The 18658-nt window shown below is 58.5% G+C and carries 15 protein-coding genes; 9 read left to right on the plus strand and 6 right to left on the minus strand.

What is annotated here, in order from left to right; genetic code table 11:
* Positions 1-30: 30 nt before the first annotated feature.
* From PGR09_RS03130 to moeA, 4 genes are all read right to left on the minus strand, one after another.
* Positions 31-2463 carry a formate C-acetyltransferase/glycerol dehydratase family glycyl radical enzyme gene (locus tag PGR09_RS03130; protein WP_047049089.1) on the minus strand — a complete coding sequence of 811 codons (2433 nt, stop codon included), beginning with the start codon at positions 2461-2463 and terminating at the stop codon, positions 31-33.
* A 3-nt stretch (positions 2464-2466) separates the two neighbouring features.
* On the minus strand, positions 2467-3366 hold the full coding sequence (locus PGR09_RS03135; RefSeq protein ID WP_430915782.1) for a glycyl-radical enzyme activating protein: 900 nt from the start codon (positions 3364-3366) through the stop codon (positions 2467-2469).
* A gap of 155 nt (positions 3367-3521) precedes the next feature.
* Entirely contained in the window at positions 3522-4277 is a 756-nt protein-coding gene (moeB, locus tag PGR09_RS03140; RefSeq protein ID WP_047049086.1) for a molybdopterin-synthase adenylyltransferase MoeB, read from the minus strand.
* Complete coding sequence (moeA, locus tag PGR09_RS03145; protein ID WP_047049084.1) at positions 4277-5512, minus strand: molybdopterin molybdotransferase MoeA; 1236 nt, start codon at positions 5510-5512, stop codon at positions 4277-4279. The genes moeB and moeA overlap by 1 nt, the downstream gene beginning before the upstream one ends.
* A 179-nt stretch (positions 5513-5691) precedes the next feature.
* Between moeA and iaaA the strand changes: the two genes are divergently transcribed.
* Genes iaaA through gsiD form a run of 5 tightly spaced genes read left to right on the plus strand, consistent with a single transcriptional unit; the run spans position 5692 to position 11956 of the window.
* Entirely contained in the window at positions 5692-6633 is a 942-nt protein-coding gene (gene iaaA, locus PGR09_RS03150) for a beta-aspartyl-peptidase (RefSeq protein WP_430915783.1), read from the plus strand.
* 14 nt (positions 6634-6647) lie between these two features.
* Positions 6648-8501 (plus strand): glutathione ABC transporter ATP-binding protein GsiA, encoded by a 1854-nt coding sequence (gsiA, locus tag PGR09_RS03155; protein ID WP_430915784.1) that lies wholly within the window; start codon positions 6648-6650, stop codon positions 8499-8501.
* Positions 8502-8534: 33 nt separating this feature from the next.
* The gene (gsiB, locus tag PGR09_RS03160; RefSeq protein ID WP_316422481.1) at positions 8535-10076 is read left to right on the plus strand and encodes a glutathione ABC transporter substrate-binding protein GsiB; all 1542 of its coding nucleotides are present in this window, start codon (positions 8535-8537) and stop codon (positions 10074-10076) included.
* A 46-nt stretch (positions 10077-10122) separates the two neighbouring features.
* On the plus strand, positions 10123-11043 hold the full coding sequence (gene gsiC / locus PGR09_RS03165; RefSeq protein WP_020079290.1) for a glutathione ABC transporter permease GsiC: 921 nt from the start codon (positions 10123-10125) through the stop codon (positions 11041-11043).
* A 1-nt stretch (position 11044) separates the two neighbouring features.
* Positions 11045-11956 (plus strand): glutathione ABC transporter permease GsiD, encoded by a 912-nt coding sequence (gsiD, locus tag PGR09_RS03170; RefSeq protein ID WP_045395003.1) that lies wholly within the window; start codon positions 11045-11047, stop codon positions 11954-11956.
* A gap of 425 nt (positions 11957-12381) precedes the next feature.
* Here gsiD and rimO read toward each other — a convergent pair whose 3' ends face one another.
* Positions 12382-13707 (minus strand): 30S ribosomal protein S12 methylthiotransferase RimO, encoded by a 1326-nt coding sequence (gene rimO / locus PGR09_RS03175; protein ID WP_047049075.1) that lies wholly within the window; start codon positions 13705-13707, stop codon positions 12382-12384.
* A 237-nt stretch (positions 13708-13944) separates the two neighbouring features.
* Between rimO and PGR09_RS03180 the strand changes: the two genes are divergently transcribed.
* The 3 genes from PGR09_RS03180 to PGR09_RS03190 all read left to right on the plus strand — a co-directional run bounded on the left by PGR09_RS03180 (position 13945) and on the right by PGR09_RS03190 (position 16563).
* Complete coding sequence (locus PGR09_RS03180; RefSeq protein WP_045396376.1) at positions 13945-14835, plus strand: Kdo hydroxylase family protein; 891 nt, start codon at positions 13945-13947, stop codon at positions 14833-14835.
* 136 nt (positions 14836-14971) lie between these two features.
* Positions 14972-15355 (plus strand): biofilm formation regulator BssR, encoded by a 384-nt coding sequence (bssR, locus tag PGR09_RS03185; RefSeq protein ID WP_430915785.1) that lies wholly within the window; start codon positions 14972-14974, stop codon positions 15353-15355.
* A 104-nt stretch (positions 15356-15459) separates the two neighbouring features.
* Entirely contained in the window at positions 15460-16563 is a 1104-nt protein-coding gene (locus tag PGR09_RS03190; RefSeq protein WP_289577073.1) for a PQQ-dependent sugar dehydrogenase, read from the plus strand.
* Positions 16564-16567: 4 nt separating this feature from the next.
* Here the strand turns inward: PGR09_RS03190 and PGR09_RS03195 are convergent, their stop codons facing one another.
* Positions 16568-17194: a glutathione S-transferase family protein gene (locus PGR09_RS03195; protein WP_045396367.1), complete on the minus strand. Its 627-nt coding sequence runs from the start codon at positions 17192-17194 to the stop codon at positions 16568-16570.
* A 256-nt stretch (positions 17195-17450) separates the two neighbouring features.
* Here PGR09_RS03195 and dacC point away from each other — a divergent pair, with 256 nt between their 5' ends.
* On the plus strand, positions 17451-18653 hold the full coding sequence (gene dacC / locus PGR09_RS03200) for a serine-type D-Ala-D-Ala carboxypeptidase (RefSeq protein ID WP_045396363.1): 1203 nt from the start codon (positions 17451-17453) through the stop codon (positions 18651-18653).
* Positions 18654-18658 lie beyond the last annotated feature (5 nt).

An 18658-nucleotide genomic window follows, 5' to 3' on the forward strand; every position in this document is an offset into this window, starting at 1 on the left:
GCTCAGCGCAGCGCCGGCCGGGTATTTTCCTTACAGCGTATGCTCGGTACGGGCGATGATGTCGTCCTGGGTATCCGGCGACAGGGCGGTGAAGAACGCCGAGTATCCGGCGACGCGGACCACTAAATCGCGGTACTGGTCAGGGTGTTTCTTGGCTTCCAGCAGCGTTTCGCGTGACACGATGTTGTACTGGATATGCCAGCCTTTATGCACCTCGAAGAAGGTGCGCAGCAGCACCATCAGCTTTTGCTTATCAGACTCGTTCTCCAGCGTGGAAGGATTCAGCTTCTGGTTGAGCAGCACGCCGCCGAGGATCGCGCCGGTCGGCAATTTACCTACCGAACTGATAACCGCCGTTGGCCCCAGGTGATCGGTACCGGAGGCCGGGCTGGCCCCTTCCGCTAGCGGCGCGTGCGCTTTACGGCCATCCGGCGTCGCCATGGTCTGCGCGCCGAACGGGACGTTAGCGGAGATAGACGACGTACCGGCGTAATAGTTACCGCCAATCGGGCCGCGGCCGTAACGCGGGTTATGGTACTGCTTCAGCTCGTCGATATAGGTCTGATAGGCGCGGGCCAGCAGAATGTCGACGCTGTCGTCATCGTTACCGTACTTCGGCGCGCCGTTGATCAAGCGCTGACGTAACTGCTCATGGGTCAGGCCGGCAAAATCTTCCGCCAGCGCCTTCGCCAGCTCCTGCTGGCCGATGACGCCCTGATCGAAGACCAGTTTTTTCACCGCCGCCAGGCTGTTGCCGAGGTTGGCAATCCCGACCTGCAGACCGGAAACCCAGTCATACTTCGCGCCGCCTTGCTTGATGCTTTTCGCCCGTTCGATGCAGTCATCGACCAGCGCCGAGCAGAGAATATCGTGGACGTTCTCTTCCAGCATGGTATCGACAACGTACTCAATCTCGATGGATTTACGGGTGTAGTAGCGGATCTGAGTATCCCAGTCTTCCAGCACCTGGTCGAAGTTAGCGAAGTTACCTTTCGATAGCGCATGTTGCTGGGCAAGGAACACCTGGCCGCTGGTGGCATCGCGGCCGCCTTCCAGCGTCGCCAGCATCACCCGCGCGAAGTTAATAAAGCTCATGCCGGTGCAGCGATAGCCCCATTTGCCGCCGACCGCGGTTTCGATACAGCCGATAGCGGCGTAATCGTAGGCGTCCTGCGGCTCAATGCCGAGCTTGATAAATTCCGGGATGACGATTTCATCGTTATTAAACGCCGGCATGCCGAAACCGCAGCGGATCACCTGCACGCAGGCGTCGAGGAAGTCGTTGCTCATCCCGGCGTGGTAACGCACGCTGAGGTTCGGCTGGGTCGAGCGCAGGCGGCCGCAGGATTCGAGGATCGCATACGACAGCGGGTTGACGGCGTCCTGCGGTTGACCGTCGACCAGATTTTGCCCGCCGATGGTGACGTTCTGGTACAGCGGGCTACCGGCAGAAGCTTTGGAATGCGATCCGGAGCGAATTTTGTTGACCTCCAGCAGCTTCAGCCAGCAGCAATGCAGCAGCTCAATGGCCTGTTCGCGATCCAACGATTGCTGCAGTTCAACGTCGCGGCGGTAGTATGGATAGAGGTACTGGTCCATGCGGCCAAAAGAGACCGAGTGGCCGTTGGATTCAATCTGCAGGATCAACTGAATGAAGTAGCAGAGCTGCAGCGCCTGCCAGAAGGTTTTCGGCGGCTCGTGGGCGATAATTTCACAGTTTTCGGCGATCGCCAGCAGCTCGTCGCGGCGCAATTCACGCGGCTCCTGCGCCGCCATGTCGCGCGCCAGCGTAGCGAAGCGTTTGCAGTGTTCGCTCACTGCCGCGAGCACGATATCGATCGCCTTCAGGAACTGTTCGCCGTGCAGATCTTCCAGCACCGTCAGATTAATACGCGAGCGGCGCTCAGCGACCTTCGCGCGCATGCCGTCGAGCCCTTTTTCCAGCAGCAGCGGATAGTTGACCGCCAGGTGGGCGTCGCCGGAAGTCATGTTGCCTTCGGCTTTGATAATGCCGGTAGCGAGCAGCGCTTTTTGTTCATCGGTAAACATGCCGTAGCAGCGGTCCTGAACGGTCTGCCCGCGCCACCATGGGCAGACTTCATGTAATACGCGCTTATTCTCTTCGCTGACCGAGAAGCCGGCGCCCGGACGGTCGGCGAGATCGTCGATCTCTTTCTCAATCCAACTGACGGTATATTCCGGGAAAATCGGCGCGGCGCGAACTTCGCTGGCCTGGTTGCCGACGATCAGCTCATCGTGCTTGATCCAGATAGTGCGTTCCGCCAGGTGATGGGCCAGCGCCAGCGCGCGACGTACCGGGATCGGTTTATCGAGATGTTGCTGATAGGCGGCGGTATAGTGTTGGGCGCGCTCGGTACAAACCGGCGGCTTAACGATATGCACCAGCGCCATTTTATGCGCCTGAATGCGGGCGCTCAGAGTATCCAGTTTTAAGGTGGTCATAAGTTATCCTCGTAGGGTCGCCGTTAAACCTTTGCTTTGCGCGTACTGCTGCGCAAAGGCCAGCAGCTCTGGAGCGGCCAGCGGTTTGTCCGGTGCGGTATAGGGCTGACTGAGTAGTTGGTATTTATTCATTCCCAGCGTGTGGTACGGCAGGAAATGGATTTCGCTGACCTGAAGACGGTCGGCGGCAAAATCGGTAATCGCGGTAATGTCGGCTTCGCTGGCGTTAAATCCCTGAATTAATGGGACGCGAATGATGATTTTTTTCCCTGCCTGCGCCAGGCGCTGCAGGTTATCCAGCACCCGGCGGGCGCTGCCGTCGGTCCACTGCTGGAAGACGGCGTCATCGACGTGCTTCAGGTCGGCCAGAAACAGATCGACAAACGGTAAAGAGGGTTCAATGTACTTCCACGGTACGTGCAGGCAGGTTTCCACGGCGGTGTGAATGCCCGCCTGATGGCTGGCTTCGAACAGCGCCTGCGCCAGCGTCGGGTTCATAAAGGGCTCGCCGCCGGAAAGGGTGATGCCGCCACCGCTGCGATCGTAAAACGGTTTATCGCGCAGCACCGTCGCCATAATTTCCGTCACGCTTTTTTCCTCGCCGCAGACCGTCAGCGCGGTAGTGGGGCAGCAGTCGCGTAGCGCGGCGATATGGTCGTCGTTGACGTTTTGCCGATGGATAATCAGGCCGTCCAGAGTACGGGTAATCACCTCCGGCGCCGCCTGCTGACACAGCTCGCAGCCGGCAAGACACAGCCGCGCGTCGTACAGCAGGTCTTCGCTGCGGGCGCGGCTTTCCGGGTTCTGACACCAACGGCAGCCCAGCGAACAGCCTTTAAGGAATACGACGGTACGGATCCCCGGGCCGTCATGGGTGGAGTAGCGCTGGATGTTGAAGATCATGATTTACCCTCTTATTTGCATATGAAGATTAAATAACTTTCGAATGAAAGCTGTATTGACGCAAATCAACAATCAGAGTGGGTAGTAGAGAGGGGGAGAAAAAGAACGGCGTGGTTCACAAAATAACCGGCGACCTGCCTCGCCGGCGGCTGGAATTAGCGTGAACCACACACCTCGCATTGGGGGTGGCGCATCAGCTTCATTTCGCGAAACTGGCAGGTCATCGCGTCATACATCACGATTTTTCCCCTGGCGGGGGTGCCGTAACCGGTCAACAGTTTAATCGCCTCCATGGCCTGCAGCGAACCGATAGTGCCGACCAGCGGCGCCATCACCCCGGCTTCGACGCAGGTGAGGGCGTTTTCGCCGAACAGGCGGCTCAGGCAGCGATAGCATGGCTCGCCGTCCTGATAGGTAAAGACGCTGATTTGCCCTTCCATACGAATCGCCGCGCCGGAGACCAGCGGGGTTTTGTGCTGGAAGCAGCCGGCGTTAAGCTGATTGCGAATAGCAACGTTGTCGGTACAGTCCAGTACCAGATGGTGATCGGCAATCTGCGTTGCCAGCGCCGCGTCATCCAGCATTGCATTGATGGCGACCAGTCGAACGTGCGGGTTAATGCGCGCCAGCGCATCGCGGGCGGAATCGACCTTCGGCTGGCCGATGGTCGCGTCGCTGTGCAGCGTCTGGCGTTGTAGATTGGATAACGAAACGGTATCGAAATCGACGAGCGTGAGCTGACCCACCCCGGCCGCCGCCAGATATTGAGCGGCGGCACAGCCGAGCCCGCCGAGGCCGACGACCAGTACGCGAGCGGCTTTTAGCCGCTCCTGACCGTCGAAATCAAACCCCCGCAGCACGATCTGCCGGTTATAGCGCAGCATCTCCTCGTCGCTCAGCTCAACGGCCATTACAGCCCCCCAAACAGATGATTAAAGGGCTCGACTTCGACCCATTCGCCCGCTTCGACGTTGCCGCGTTCGCGCTCCAGTACGATAAAGCAGTTACCGAGGCTGAATGAGCTGAAAATGTGCGAACCCTGATGCCCGGTGGTGCTCACCACCAGTTCGCCTTCCGGATTGCGCTGCAGCACGCCGCGCTGGAAGTCGAGGCGGCCCGGCGATTTTTTCAACCGGCTGGCGGCGCGCACGCGCAGACGCATCGGCTGGGTTTGGCCGCGATTGCCGGAGAGCTTGGCCAGCAGCGGCTGAACCAGTTGATAGAAGGTTAAGGTGGCGGAAACCGGGTTGCCCGGCAGGCCGCAGAACCAGCTGTTGCTGAGCTTGCCGAAGGCGAACGGTTTACCCGGCTTAATCGCCAGCTTCCAGAAGCCGATCTCGCCCAGTTCTTCGAGGATGGTTTTGGTGTAATCGGCTTCGCCCACGGAGACGCCGCCGGAACTGATCACTACATCTGCCTGCTGGTCGGCAGCGATAAAGGCGTCGCGCAGCTTCGCCGGATCGTCAGGAATAATACCGAGGTTGATCACCTCGCAGCCCAGCTGTTCGAGCATCAAATGTACCGCCAGGCGGTTGGTATCATAGATCTGGCCGTCGCCGAGCGGTTGGCCTGGCAGCTGGAGCTCATCGCCGGTCGAGAAGACCGCGACGCGCACTTTACGCAGCACCTCAACTTCAGCTATGCCCAGCGACGCCAGCACCGGCAGTTCCGCAACGGTAAGACGAGTCCCTGCCGGGAATACTACCGCGCCGTTGGCGATATCTTCGCCGCGACGGCGTATATTTTGCCCGGCTTTCACCGGCGCAATGAAGCGCACGCCCGCATCGCTTTGTTCCGTTTCTTCCTGCATAACCACGGCGTCGCAGCCTTCAGGCACCGGCGCGCCGGTCATGATGCGGATACAGGTGCCCGCCGGCCAGGCATCGTGGAACGGTTGGCCGGCAAAGGCCTTACCGGCAACCGGCAGCGCCGCGCCGTCGGCGACATCGGCCAGGCGCACGGCATAGCCGTCCATCGCCGAATTATCAAAACCGGGTACGTCCAGCGGCGAAACGACATCATGGGCGGTTACGCGCGAAAAGGCCTGCAGCAGCGGCAGGGTCTCCGTGGCCTGCAGCGGCGAAATACGGTCGAGCATCTGAGTCAGGGCTGTGTCGAGCGGCATCAGTCCGGCGGTAAAATCCATGGGTTACTCCTGCTGGCAAAACGTCGAAAACGCCTATTATGGCAGAAAAGCGCCGGCGACTGTATGCCGCTGCGGTACGAGGCTTTACATCACCGGATGCTCTTTCTATATTCAAAAAATGTATAAAAGGTTAGTCAGTATAATGATATCTATAGAGTTTATGGCAAAGGAAAGATCGAATGGGTAAGGCGGTAATAGCAATCCACGGCGGCGCCGGCGCAATTAGCCGAGCGCAGATGTCGCCGGAGCGCGAACGCGAGTATGTAGCCGCGCTGTCGGCCATCGTCGATAGCGGACAAAAAATGCTGGCAGCAGGCGCCAGCGCACTGGATGCGGTGACCGAAGCGGTACGTCTGCTGGAAGAGTGCCCGCTATTTAACGCTGGAATAGGTTCCGTGTTTACCCACGATCAAACGCACGAACTGGATGCCTGCGTGATGGATGGCTATAGCCTGCAGGCCGGCGCGGTCGCGGGCGTAAAGCATCTGCGTAACCCGGTGCTGGCGGCGCGTATGGTGCTGGAAGAAAGTCCGCACGTGCTGCTTATCGGCGAAGGGGCGGAAAAGTTTGTCGCCTCGCGCGGGATGGCGCTGGTTGAAAACGAGTTATTTTCTACCACCGAGCGGCTTCTGCAGTTGCAGCAGGCGAAAGAGGGCGGCGAGATTATTCTCGACCACCATGCCGCGCCGCTCGACGAACGCCACAAAATGGGGACCGTTGGCGCGGTGGCGCTGGACCTGGCGGGTAATCTGGCGGCAGCGACCTCCACCGGCGGAATGACCAATAAACTGCCCGGTCGCGTCGGCGACAGCCCGCTGCCGGGCGCGGGCTGCTATGCCAATAATGCCAGCGTCGCGGTCTCCTGCACCGGCACCGGCGAAGTCTTCATGCGCACGCTCGCCGCTTACGACATTTCAGCGTTGATGGAGTACGGCAACCTCAGCCTATTTGAGGCCTGCGAGCGGGTGGTGCAGGAAAAACTGCCGGCGCTGGGCGGCAGCGGGGGCCTTATCGCCATCGACCGCGAGGGGAATGTCGTGCTGCCTTTCAATAGCGAAGGTATGTACCGGGCGTGGTGTTATGCGGGCGATACGCCGACGATTGGAATTTATCGCGAATAAAAGGAGAAGCGAGCTTGCCGCAAAGTCATGAAATTGATGAAGACGATGTGCTGGTGGTACGCGATCTTAACGTCGCCTTTAGCCAGCAGCGGCAGCGCGTTTCCGCGGTGCGTAACCTGTCGTTCAGCCTTCGCCGCGGCGAGACGCTGGCTATCGTCGGCGAGTCCGGTTCCGGAAAATCAGTGACCGCCCTGGCGCTGATGCGCCTGCTCGACGAGGCGGTCAGCGAGGTCAGCAGCGAGGCGTTGCTGCTACGTCGACGCAACCGTCAGGTGATTGATATTAATGCACAAACGGCGGGGCAGATGCGTCAGGTTCGCGGCGCGGACGTGGCGATGATTTTTCAGGAGCCGATGACCTCGCTGAACCCGGTATTCACCATCGGCGAACAGATTGCCGAATCTATCCGTCTCCATCAGGGGCTACGGCGTGACGAGGCGCTGCGGGAAGCCAAAAAGATGCTCGAGCGGGTGCGCATTCCGGAAGCGGCAGCGATGCTTTCACGCTATCCGCATCAGCTTTCCGGCGGCATGCGCCAGCGGGTGATGATCGCCATGGCGTTATCGTGTCGCCCAGCGGTACTGATTGCCGATGAACCCACCACCGCGCTGGACGTCACGATTCAGGCGCAGATCCTACAGCTTATCGCCGCGCTGCAAAAAGAGATGGCGATGGGGGTGATGTTTATCACTCACGATATGGGCGTGGTGGCGGAGATCGCCGATCGCGTGCTGGTGATGTATCGCGGCGAAGCCGTAGAAAGCGGGCGCGTCGACGATATTTTTCGCGCCCCGCAGCACCCTTATACCCGGGCGCTACTGGCGGCGGTGCCGAAGCTCGGCTCAATGCGCGGCAGCGATTTACCGCGGCGCTTCCCGCTGCTCAACGACGGTGTGACCCAGCAGCCGGAACAGAATACCGTGGTCGCCGGCAAACCGATTTTACAGGTGCGCGATTTGGTCGCGCGTTTCCCGATCCGCGGCGGTATTCTCAACCGCGTCACCCGCGAAGTACACGCGGTGGAAAAAGTGAGTTTCGATCTGTGGCCGGGCGAAACGCTGTCGCTGGTCGGCGAATCAGGCTGCGGTAAATCGACTACCGGGCGGGCGCTGCTGCGGCTGGTGGAAGCGCAGGGCGGCAGCATCACCTTTAACGGCCAGCGTATTGATGCGCTGTCCGGCGGCAAACTGCAGACGCTGCGCCGCGATATTCAGTTTATTTTTCAGGATCCTTACGCCTCGCTCGATCCGCGGCAGACGGTCGGGTATTCCATTATGGAGCCGCTGCGCGTGCATGGTCTGCTGGAGGGAGACGCGGCTCGCGAACGCGTCGGCTGGCTGCTGCAGCGCGTGGGGCTGGAGGCGGAACACGCGTGGCGTTATCCGCATGAGTTTTCCGGCGGCCAGCGGCAGCGTATCTGTATCGCCCGTGCGCTGGCGCTCAATCCGAAAGTGGTGATCGCCGATGAGTCGGTGTCGGCGCTGGACGTGTCGATTCGCGCGCAGATTATTAATCTGCTGCTCGATTTACAGCGTGAAATGGGCATCGCATTTCTGTTTATTTCCCATGACATGGCGGTGGTGGAGCGCATCAGCCACCGCGTAGCGGTGATGTATCGCGGGCGGGTTGTGGAGATTGGCCCGCGTCGCGCCGTGTTTGAGAACCCGCAGCATCCTTACACCCGTAAACTGATGGCGGCGGTGCCGGTCGCCGACCCGGCGCATCGTCAACCGCAGCGCGTATTGCTCTCTGACGAGTTGCCGAGGAATATCTATAAACCGGGAGAAGAAATCGACAGCGCGCCGTTACAGCTGGTAGCGCCGGGACATTATGTCGCCCGCGAGCCCGCCGATGTACTGAGCCGATAACAACCTAACGCACTCTTGCAGGAGCATAACAACATGACTCAACCTGTTACACGCAAATGGCTACTGGCGCTTGGCATCACCTCGGCGCTGGCGGCGACGCCGGCCTTCGCCGCGAAAGATGTGGTAGTGGCAGTCGGTTCCAACTTCACGACCCTCGATCCCTATGACGCGAACGATACCTTATCGCAGGCGGTGGCGAAGTCGTTTTATCAAGGCCTGTTCGGCCTTGATAAAGAGATGAAGCTGCAAAACGTGCTGGCGGAAAGTTATACCGTTTCGGCGGATGGGCTGGTGTATACCATCAAGCTGCACAGCGGGGTGAAATTCCAGGATGGCACCGATTTTAACGCCGAGGCGGTGAAAGCGAATCTCGACCGCGCCAGCAATCCGGATAACCATCTCAAACGCTATAACCTGTACAAGAATATCGCCAGCACCGAGGCGGTGGATCCGACGACGGTCAAAATCACGCTCAAACAACCGTTCTCGGCGTTTATCAATATCCTTGCCCATCCGGCGACGGCGATGATTTCGCCAGCGGCGCTGAAAAAATATGGCAAGGAGATCGGCTTCCACCCGGTAGGTACCGGGCCGTATAAGCTCGACACCTGGAATCAGACCGATTTCGTCAAGGTCAGCAAGTTTGACGGTTACTGGCAGCCGGGGCTGCCGAAGCTGGATTCCATTACCTGGCGCCCGGTAGTCGATAATAACACCCGTGCGGCGATGCTGCAGACCGGCGAGGCGCAGTTCGCCTTCCCGATCCCTTACGAGCAGGCGCCGCTGCTGGCGAAAAACAGCAAGCTGGAGCTGGTGGCCAGCCCGTCGATTATGCAGCGCTATATCAGCATGAACGTAACGCAGAAGCCGTTCGATAATCCGAAGGTGCGGGAAGCCATTAACTATGCGATTAACCGTCAGGCGCTGGTTAAGGTCGCGTTTGCCGGATACGCCACCCCGGCGACCGGCGTCGTGCCGCCTTCTATTGCCTACGCTCAGACTTACACCGCATGGCCTTACGACCCGGCGAAAGCCCGTCAGTTGCTGAAAGAAGCCGGTTTCCCTAACGGCTTCAGCACCACGCTGTGGTCATCGCATAATCACAGCACCGCGCAGAAGGTACTGCAGTTTACCCAGCAGCAGCTGGCGCAGGTGGGTATTAAAGCGCAGGTGACGGCGATGGATGCCGGACAGCGTGCGGCGCAGGTTGAAGGCAAGGGGCAGAAAGAGAGCGGGGTGCGGATGTTCTACACCGGCTGGTCAGCGTCGACTGGCGAAGCCGACTGGGCGCTGTCGCCGCTTTTCGCCTCACAAAACTGGCCGCCGACCCTGTTTAACACCGCGTTTTACAGCAATCCGCAGGTCGATAAAGACCTGAGCGAGGCGCTGAAAACGACCGATGCGCAACAGAAGACCAAACTCTATAAAGATGCGCAGGACATTATCTGGAAAGAGTCGCCGTGGGTGCCGCTGGTGGTGGAAAAGCTGGTGTCGGCGCATAGCAAAAACCTGACCGGGTTTTATATTCAGCCGGATACCGGTTTTAGCTTCGAGCAGGCGGATCTGACGCAGTGATAGTGCTTATGCTCACGCGTTCCCTCTGCCGAAATGGGAGGGGACGATGCTGAATTACGTTCTGAAGCGCCTGCTGGGGCTCATTCCGACGCTGTTTATCGTCGCCGTGCTGGTGTTCCTGTTTGTGCATATGCTGCCGGGCGATCCGGCGCGGCTGATCGCCGGGCCGGAAGCCGATGCGCAGGTGGTGGCGATGGTACGCCAACAGCTGGGGCTCGATCAGCCGTTGCACGTGCAGTTCTGGCACTACATCACCAATGTATTGCAGGGTGATTTCGGTATCTCGATGGCTTCGCGCCGCCCGGTGACCAGCGAAATCGCCAGCCGCTTCATGCCGACGCTGTGGCTGACGCTTGCCAGCATGAGCTGGGCGGTGCTGTTCGGCATGGCGGCGGGCATCGCCGCGGCGGTGTGGCGCAATCGCTGGCCGGATCGGCTGGGGATGGCGCTGGCGGTAACCGGTATCTCCTTCCCGGCGTTCGCTCTCGGCATGCTGCTGATGCAGGTCTTTTCCGTTGAGCTGGGCTGGTTGCCGACGGTCGGCGCCGACAGCTGGCGGCACTATATTCTACCGTCGTTGACCCTGGGCGCCGCGGTGGCATCGGTGATGGCGCGCTTTACCCGCGCGTCGTTCGTTGACGTGCTGCATGAGGATTACATGCGTACCGCACGGGCTAAAGGGGTGAGCGAAACGCTGGTGGTGTTGAAGCATGGTCTGCGCAACGCGATGATCCCGGTAGTGACCATGATGGGTCTGCAGTTCGGTTTTCTGCTCGGCGGCTCCATTGTGGTGGAGAAGGTCTTCAACTGGCCGGGGCTTGGGCGACTGCTGGTCGATTCCGTGGAGATGCGCGACTACCCGGTGATTCAAGCGGAAGTGCTGCTATTTTCGCTGGAGTTCATTCTTATCAACTTAGTGGTGGACGTGTTGTATGCCGCCATTAACCCGGCTATCAGGTACAAGTAAGGTGCGATTGCTCAACTGGAGAAGGGAAGCGGTTATCAACGCCATGCCGGGCGTTAAGCCCGGACAGATCCGCACGCCGTGGCATGAGTTCTGGCGGCGTTTTCGTCGCCAGCCGGTGGCGATGACGGCGGGGATATTTGTGTTGCTGCTGATTGTCGTCGCGATTATCGCGCCGTGGATAGCGCCGTATGACGCGGAAAACTATTTCGATTACGACCGCCTGAACGAAGGGCCATCAATGGTGCACTGGTTCGGCGTCGATTCGCTGGGGCGCGATATTTTCAGCCGGGTGCTGGTCGGCGCGCAGATTTCGCTGGCCGCCGGGGTACTGGCGGTGCTGATTGGCGCGCTGATTGGCACCGTGCTCGGCCTGCTGGCCGGGTACTACGAAGGCTGGTGGGACCGCATCACCATGCGCATCTGCGACGTGCTGTTTGCCTTCCCCGGCATTCTGCTGGCGATTGCGGTGGTGGCGGTGATGGGCAGTGGGATGGCCAACGTGATTATCGCGGTGGCGATATTCTCAATTCCGGCGTTCGCCCGCCTGGTGCGCGGCAATACGCTGGTGCTGAAGCAGCAGACGTTTATTGAGTCGGCGCGCAGTATTGGCGCCAGCGACACGACTATTCTGTTCAACCATATTTTGCCCGGTACGGTATCGTCGATAGTGGTCTATTTTACCATGCGCATCGGCGTGTCGATTATCTCCGCCGCCAGCCTGTCGTTCCTTGGCCTTGGCGCGCAGCCGCCGACGCCGGAGTGGGGGGCGATGCTGAATGAAGCGCGCGCGGATATGGTGATGGCGCCGCATGTGGCGTTATTCCCGGCGATCGCCATTTTCCTGACGGTGCTGGCGTTTAATCTATTGGGCGACGGCCTGCGCGATGCGTTGGATCCGAAGATAAAGGGGTAGGGGACGAGCACGGCGGTAGCAAAGTTGGTAGATACTGTTATCGGCTTGCAGCTGTTTCGCTCCAGGACAAAGGGTTGTCCTGTGCTGTTTCCGAGAACATTGCGCTCCCGATATTTCTTCTGCGTTATGGCTCTCATGGCGCAGGGAGCGCACAGAGGGCGGCCAGTCGCCGCCGCCCTCTGTACTCCCGGGCTCTGGCCGCCAAAATCGCCACTTCGTGGTACCTTCGACTTATCCCGGCAGGCTTCGGGTCGGGCCGAGGCAGCGTCCGTGCAAAACACGGCCCTCAGCCCGCATCCATGCGTGCTGCCCCGACCTTCCGGGAACGTCTCAGCGATTTTGAGGCCACCAACGGCGGCAGTTTCAGCAGCCATGGGGAAAGAGGTAGCCCGGATAAGGCGCAAGCCGCTATCCGGGAAGCGGGATTAGACCCGGGTACCCCACAGGTCGTATTCGTCGGCGTGCTCGACTTTCACCCGCAGTACGTCGCCCGGTTTAACGTTGGTTTCACCGTTCAGATAGACCGCGCCGTCGATTTCCGGGGCATCGGCCATGCTGCGGCCAATCGCGCCTTCTTCATCGACTTCATCGACCAGCACCATAATTTCGCGGCCCACTTTTTCCTGCAGACGCTCGGCGGAAATCTGCTGTTGCAGCTGCATAAAGCGGTTCCAGCGCTCTTCTTTCACCTCTTCCGGTACCTGATCCGCCAGTTCGTTGGCGGTGGCGCCTTCAACCGGGCTGTACTTAAAGCAGCCCACGCGATCGAGGCGAGCTTCTTTCAGGAAGTCGAGCAGCATCTGGAAATCTTCTTCCGTTTCGCCCGGGAAACCGACGATAAAGGTGGAACGCAGGGTCAGATCCGGGCAGATCTCGCGCCACTGTTTAATACGCGCCAGCTGACGATCTGCGGAACCCGGGCGCTTCATCAGTTTCAGAATGCGCGGGCTGGCGTGCTGCAGCGGAATGTCGAGATACGGCAGGATCTTGCCTTCCGCCATCAGCGGGATCACATCGTCAACGTGCGGGTACGGATAGACGTAGTGCAGACGCACCCAAATGCCGAGTTTCGCCAGCTCTTCACACAGGCTGACCATACTGGTTTTCACCGGCATGCCGTTGTGGAAACCGGTACGGTGCTTGACATCAACGCCATAGGCGGAGGTGTCCTGCGAAATGACCAGCAGCTCTTTCACCCCGGCGTCCGCCAGGCGTTTGGCTTCCGCCAGCACTTCGCCAATCGGACGGCTCACCAGATCGCCGCGCATTGACGGGATAATGCAGAAGGTGCAGCGATGGTTGCAGCCTTCCGAGATTTTCAAGTACGCGTAGTGGCGCGGCGTCAGCTTGACGCCCTGTTCCGGCACCAGGCTGAGGAACGGGTTATGCTTCGGCTTCGGCGTATAGTGGTGAACGTGCTCCAGCACCTGCTCGTAGCTATGCGGACCGGTAATTTCCAGCACCTTCGGATGCACTTCGCGGATTTGATCTTCTTTCGCGCCGAGGCAGCCGGTAACGATCACTTTGCCGTTTTCTTTTAAGGCTTCGCCGATCGCTTCAAGCGACTCCTGCACGGCGCTGTCGATAAAGCCGCAGGTGTTGACGATAACCATATCGGCGTTGTCGTAGCTGGGAACCACGTCATACCCTTCGGTACGCAGTTCGGTGAGGATACGTTCTGAGTCTACCAGGTTTTTCGGGCAGCCCAGGGAGACGAAGCCGATTTTCGGCTGGTGCGTGACATTGCTCATAGCTTAAAAAATGTTCATTTATTGGAATGGTCAGGGCAGGAATTCTACAGATCTTTGCGAAAAAGAGTATAGCCAGGGGGCGATGAATGATGAAAAAGCTTTACGGCAAAAAAACTCGGCCATGGTATTCAAAACCATTATCTCATTTACATTGACCTTACGTTTAATAACATTCTGTTAACCTTGCCGATGGCCGGAGCCAAAACTGATAAAACCCATGCGGCAAGGAGCATAACAATGACCACGAGCAGTCCGCTGGCCCTCACGACATTACCCTTTACCCATCTGGATATTCCGCCGCAGCCATCGTCAATTCAGCATTCGCTGGAAGAGGGCAACGTCCTCTATTTACCGAATCTGGATTTTTCGCTGACTGCCGAAGAGCGCGAATTACTCAATACCGATTTAGTATCGCCGAAGCGTAAGAACATTAGCTACCAGCCGCAAAAGCGTGAAATTAAAGGCGTAGCGGACGCGGCGAAAGCCCCGGCGGTACTGCAGCTGACCGAACGTTACTATCAATCCACGTTGCGCCTGATTGATGCGCTACTGCCCGGATATCGCGAAGCGCTTTATCGCCCGCAAACCAGCCTGCGGCTGCATCCGATAACCGCCTGGCGCGACACGACCTCGTGGCGTAAAGATGATACCCGCCTGCACGTCGACGCTTTCCCGTCGCGCCCGGTTTATGGCGATCGCATTCTGCGCGTATTTTGCAACATCAATCCGCACGGTGAGCCGCGTTTGTGGCGCACCGGCGAACATTTTGAAACGCTCGCTGCGCGCTTCCTGCCGACGCTGAAACCGTGGTCGCCGTTCGCCAGCTGGCTGCAGTCGGCGGTGGGGATCACCAAAAGCAAACGTAGCCATTACGATCATCTGATGCTGGCGTTGCACGACAAAATGAAAAGTACGCCGGAATATCAACAGCACGGCGTACAGCAGGCGGTAGAGTTTGCCGCCGGGAGTACCTGGATCTGCTTTTCCGATCAAACGCCGCACGCGGCGATGGGCGGCCAGTTTATGCTGGAACAGACTTTCCAACTGCCGGTGAGCGCGATGCATAATCCGCAGTATTCACCGCTGAAGGTGCTGGAAAAGTTGATGAACCAGCCGCTGGTGAGATGAACAACGCGGCGTGGCCTCTGAAGTTGTAACATTGTAAATAATGTTAATTGCTGTGGGATTATTGACCTTGCTCATAATTCCGCGCAAAAAATGACCATACTATGATTATGGTAATGGACGACAGAGGAGGACCGTGATGAGCGTTGACAGACGTTACACTAACCTTTTGAATAAGCTGATTAATACCAATATCGATCTGGCGGCTTATCTCCAGCTTCGTAAAGCGAAAGGCTATATGTCAGTCAGCGAAAATGACCATCTGCGTGATAACTTGTTTGAGCTATGCCATGAACTGCGCGTACACGCGCCGCGTTTGCAGCACGCCATCGCGCCGGAAGAGATGGAAGCCTTCCGCCTTGCCGGCGAGTCCGTCGCTTCGGCGGCGGTTTGCCTGATGAGCGGGCATCATGATTGCCCGGCTTATATTGCCGTTAACGTAGAGAAGCTAGAACGCTGTCTGTCGGGATTGACGATGAATATTCACATTCTGAATAAATCCGCGCCAATTGCCCACGCCTGAATCCAGGGGGAGGCGACTCCCCCTGTTAAAGTTTATGTAAAAATCCCTGCCTGGCTGGCCACGCTGGCTACCCTTATCAGCAATGCTGACGAAAGGAGTGCGCCATGCGTCGATATCTCAAAATAACTCTCATGACTGTGCTGCTGCCCATGGCGGCGATGGCCGCCCCGCGCGTTGAGGTGCTGCAGGATAACCTCGACCACCCCTGGTCACTGGCATTTCTGCCGGACAATGAAGGCGTGCTGATTACCCTGCGCGGCGGCGAACTTAAACGCTGGCATCTCGATAAAGGATTATCGGCGCCCATTCGCGGCGTGCCGAAGGTGTGGGCCAACGGTCAGGGCGGCCTGCTGGATGTGGTGCTGGCGCCGGACTTTGCTCAGTCGCGCCGGGTATGGCTGAGCTATGCCGAAGCGGGCGAGGACGGCAAAGCGGGTACCGCGGTGGGGTACGGCCGCCTCAGCGCCGACCTGCAAACCCTGGAAGATTTTAAAACCGTTTTCCGCCAGCAGCCGAAGCTCTCCACTGGCAATCATTTTGGCGGGCGGATGGTCTTTGATGGCAAAGGGCATCTGTTTATTGGTTTAGGTGAAAACAATCAGCGCCCGACGGCGCAGGATCTCGATAAACTGCAGGGAAAAGTCGTGCGCCTGACTGACCAGGGGACAATACCCAAAGATAATCCTTTCGTCGGCCGTACAGGCATCAGACCGGAGATTTGGGCTTACGGTGTTCGCAACCCGCAGGGAATGGCGATGAATCCGTGGAGCGATACGCTGTGGCTGAACGAGCACGGCCCGCGCGGCGGCGATGAGATCAATATTCCCCAGGCCGGGAAAAACTACGGCTGGCCGCTGGCGACGCACGGCATTAACTATAGCGGCCAACCTATCCCGGAAGCTAAAGGAAAGAGCGCGCCGAATACCGAGGCGCCGCTGCATGTCTGGCCCGTTTCCCCGGCGCTGAGCGGCATGGCGTTTTACAACGCGCCGACTTTCCCGCAGTGGCGACATAAGTTGTTTATCGGCGCGCTGAAGGATGAATCTTTGATTGTGCTCTCGGTTGACGGCAATACTCTCAGCGAGGAGACGCGGCTATTAAAAGATCGCGGCAAACGCATTCGTGATGTGCGCGTCGGGCCCGACGGTTACCTGTACCTGTTAACCGACGAGCCTGACGGTGAACTGCTCAAGGTCAGCCCGGAGTGAGCCCTCAGGTAACCGGGATCATGACCACATCGCGGAAGGCCTGACGCTGCTGGATTTGCTGGTACCAGCGCTGTAGATGGGGCCGCGGCTGCCAGCTGTCGACGATGGACAGCAGGTTATAAACGAACGGCGCCACCGCAACATCGCCAAGGCCGAACTCATCGCCGGAGAGCCAGGCATGCTTCGCCAGTTCATCGTCGAGCATGGCGAACAGCCCTTCGCAGGCGTTAATCCCCGCGTCGATTGCTGCCGGATCGCGCTGGGCCGGCGGCGTTCTGACCAGCCCCATTAATACCGGACGGTGCGCCGGCGACAGCGTGGCATTGGCCCAGTCCATCCATTTTTCCCCCTGCGCGCGCTGCGCAGGCGACTCTACCCACAGCCGGTTTTGCCCGTATTGAGCGGCAAGATAGCGAATAATGGCGTTGGATTCCCACAGCACCAGCCCATTGGTATCGTCTTTGAGTAGCGGCACCAGGCCGTTCGGGTTCATCGCCAGATACTCCGGGTCGTGATTGAGACCATACTCCAGCCCCGCCAGAATCTGCTGATAAGGAAGATCCAGTTCCGCCAGCACCCAGCGTACTTTCTTCACGTTGGTCGAGTTATTTCTGCCCCATAACGTAATCATATCCGCTCCTGCATGTTATTTAATCGCCGTTGCAACATGGTGAGCAATCATGTTGGAATAAAGTTAATATTAAGGCAATCACGATCAAAAAAATTGCCTTGTTTTCAGCAGGCAGCGGCGTTATTGCGTAAACTTTAAAAACTTTACCAACTCGCTGTTTCTTTAAGGTCATTTGTACGCTTTACTCACCGCCTTGTGCTGTGCGGCAAGAGTGTTGCGGCATATTTTGTTTGGAAAGGATACTTGGGTGGCTCTTATGACGCATGATGCTTTTTCCCTTCGCGGCCTCGCGGCAGGCTGCGCGCTTTTACTTCTCGTGGCCCCTGCGGTGCAGGCGGCGGATCAACTTCCGGATGCGCCATCGATTGATGCGCGAGCCTGGATCCTGATGGACTATGCCAGCGGCAAAGTATTGAGTGAAGGCAACGCCGACGAGAAACTCGACCCGGCCAGCCTGACCAAAATCATGACCAGCTACGTGGTAGGCCAGGCGCTGAAAGCAGGCAAAATCAAACTGACCGATACGGTCACCGTCGGTCGCGATGCGTGGGCCACGGGCAACCCGGCGCTGCGCGGCTCCTCGGTGATGTTCCTGAAGCCAGGCATGCAGGTATCGGTTGAAGACCTCAATAAGGGCGTGATAATCCAGTCTGGTAACGATGCCAGCATCGCCATTGCGGATTATGTCGCCGGCAGCCAGGATTCGTTTGTCAACCTGATGAACGGCTACGCGCAGAAAATCGGCCTGACTAACACCACCTTTAAAACCGTCCACGGCCTGGATGCGCCGGGGCAGTTCAGCACCGCTCGCGACATGGCGCTGCTGACCAAAGCAATGATTCATGATGTGCCGGAAGAGTACGCGGTACACAAAGAAAAAGAGTTCACCTTCAATAAAATCCGCCAGCCCAACCGCAACCGTCTGCTGTGGAGCACCAACCTCAATGCCGATGGCGTGAAAACCGGCACCACCGCCGGCGCGGGTTACAACCTGGTCTCTTCCGCAACGCAGGGCGATATGCGCCTTATCGCGGTGGTGCTGGGCACTAAAACCGACCGTATCCGCTTTAACGAGTCCGAAAAACTGCTGACCTGGGGCTTCCGTTTCTATGAAACCGTCACCCCAATCAAACCGGATGCCACCTTTATTTCCCAGCGCGTATGGTTCGGCGACAGTAATGAAGTCAAACTGGGCGCCGGCGAAGCCGGTTCGGTGACCATTCCTCGCGGACAGTTGAAAAACCTGAAAGCGAGCTACAGCCTGACGGAACCGCAGCTCACCGCGCCGCTGGCGAAAGGGCAGGTGGTGGGCACCATCGACTTTAAGCTCAATGACAAAACCATCGAACAGCGCCCGCTGATCGTTATGGAAGAAGTGAAAGAGGGCGGCTTCTTCAGCCGCATGGTCGACTTCGTGCTGATGAAACTGCACGGCTGGTTCGGCAGCTGGTTCTCTTAACAGAC

It is taken from the genome of Klebsiella sp. 141251 (assembly GCF_050600725.1).
In the GTDB taxonomy this organism is placed as follows: domain Bacteria; phylum Pseudomonadota; class Gammaproteobacteria; order Enterobacterales; family Enterobacteriaceae; genus Klebsiella; species Klebsiella aerogenes.